This is a genomic window from Acidovorax sp. KPB24-07 (assembly GCF_057543315.1).
The window spans coordinates 1-2,039 of record NZ_BAAJYS010000507.1; the positions used below are offsets into that span (position 1 = coordinate 1).

Annotated in this window: 2 protein-coding genes; both read left to right on the forward strand. The window is 68.4% G+C overall.

Going from position 1 to position 2,039, the window contains the following annotated elements:
- Positions 1-1,365, forward strand: a 1,365-nt coding sequence (locus AC27IQ_RS23200; RefSeq protein ID WP_487090956.1) for an ATP-dependent DNA helicase RecG, incomplete at its 5' end; no start/stop codon positions are given.
- A gap of 123 nt (positions 1,366-1,488) precedes the next feature.
- Positions 1,489-2,039, forward strand: a 551-nt coding sequence (locus tag AC27IQ_RS23205; protein WP_487090957.1) for a hypothetical protein, incomplete at its 3' end; no start/stop codon positions are given.

Consider the following 2,039-nt stretch of genomic DNA (forward strand, 5'->3'; position numbering starts at 1 on the left):
CTGACGCTGGCCGAACAGCTGCTGGCCGTGCTGCCCTTCGGCCTCACGGGCGCCCAGCGCCGCGTGGGCGAGGAAATCGCCCGCGACCTGGGCCGCTCCGTGCCCATGCACCGCCTGCTGCAGGGCGACGTGGGCTCGGGCAAGACCGTGGTGGCGGCCCTGGCCGCCGCCGTGTGCATCGACGCGGGCTGGCAGTGCGCGCTGATGGCCCCCACCGAAATCCTGGCCGAGCAGCACTTCGCCAAGCTCGTCGGCTGGCTGGAGCCCCTGCTGGCCGCGCGTGGCCAGCGCGTGGCCTGGCTGGTCGGCGGGCAAAAGAAAAAAGAGCGCGCCGCCATGCTGGCCCTGGTGGAAAGCGGCGAGGCCGCGCTGGTGGTCGGCACCCATGCCGTGATCCAGGAGCAGGTGCGCTTTCGGTGCCTGGCCCTGGCCGTGATCGACGAGCAGCACCGGTTCGGCGTGGCGCAGCGCCTGGCGCTGCGGCAAAAGCTCGAAGGGCAGGGCATGGAGCCCCACATGCTCATGATGAGCGCCACGCCCATCCCGCGCACCCTGGCCATGAGCTACTACGCCGACCTGGACGTCTCCACCATCGACGAGCTGCCTCCCGGGCGCACCCCCATCGTCACCAAGCTCATCGCGGACAGCCGCAAGGACGAGGTCATCGAGCGCATCGCCGCCCAGGTCGCCTCGGGCCGGCAGGTGTACTGGGTGTGCCCGCTGATCGAGGAAAGCGAGGCGCTGGACCTGTCCAACGCCACCGCCACCCATGCCGAGCTGAGCGAGGCCCTGCAGGGCGGCATCGCGGCAGGCCAGGCGCCCGTGCAGGTGGGCCTGCTGCACTCGCGCATGCCCAGCGCCGAGAAGAAGGCCGTCATGGCGCTCTTCACCAGCGGCGCCATGGGCGTGCTGGTCAGCACCACCGTGATCGAGGTGGGCGTGGACGTGCCCAATGCCTCGCTCATGGTCATCGAGCACTCCGAACGGTTCGGCCTGTCGCAGCTGCACCAGCTGCGCGGGCGCGTGGGGCGGGGCGCGGCAGCCTCGGCCTGCGTGCTGCTGTATTCCACCAACGACAGCGGCCGGCTGGGCGAGACCGCCCGCGAACGCCTCAAGGCCATGGCCGAAACCAACGACGGCTTCGAGATCGCCCGGCGCGACCTGGACATCCGCGGCCCGGGCGAATTCCTGGGCGCCCGCCAGTCCGGCGCGCCGCTGCTGCGCTTTGCCGACCTGGCCACCGACACCGTGCTGCTGGAGTGGGCGAGGGAGCTGGCACCGCACATGCTCGACCGGTTTCCCGCCCTGGCCGAGCGGCATGTGATGCGGTGGCTGGGCGGGAAGTCGGATTATCTGAAGGCGTGAAGACCCAAGGCCTGGCGCATTTTCAGGGCGGGTCGCGGGTAATGTAACTCCCTGTATCTCGATGTTCGGGTTTCTGCGCAGTCGATAAAATGCGTAACTCAAGATCAAACGGGAGAGGGATTCATGAGGGTTGTCTGGGCCGCCTGCATCGCATTGCAGGCCATGGGTTATTGGGGCGTGGCAGAGGCAGGGGGGATCGACAGAAGCAAGCCGTTTGGGTATGGCATCGACGTAGAGGCCCCGCTGGCGCCCGTGATGCGATACACGGTGCTGTCCAGCACGGTGGCGGGCGTGTGCGGCGCGTTGCCAGCCGGATATGGGCCGACCCAGTTTTGCGCGCGGTCGAGCTATGGACGCAATTTCTGTACAGGGATTCCTTCCCTGGGTCCCGATCCTTGCGAGAACGTGGAAGGGTTCGGCCCCAGCATCATGCCCATCTGCAACCGGCCCACGAACGAGCACCCCGAATACCTCTACAACCCGGCGGGCTGGACCGAAAGCCGGCCCAAATACGACATCGCCACCGACAAATTCTCCTGTGTCTGCCGGAATGCGGAACGCGGGGATGTCCGCGACTCGGAAATCAGCGGCTGGTGCGGCCCCAAGCAATTGATCGACCCCGATCCGCCACCACCGCCCCCGCCGCCACCCCCACCGCCGCCACCTCCTCCCCC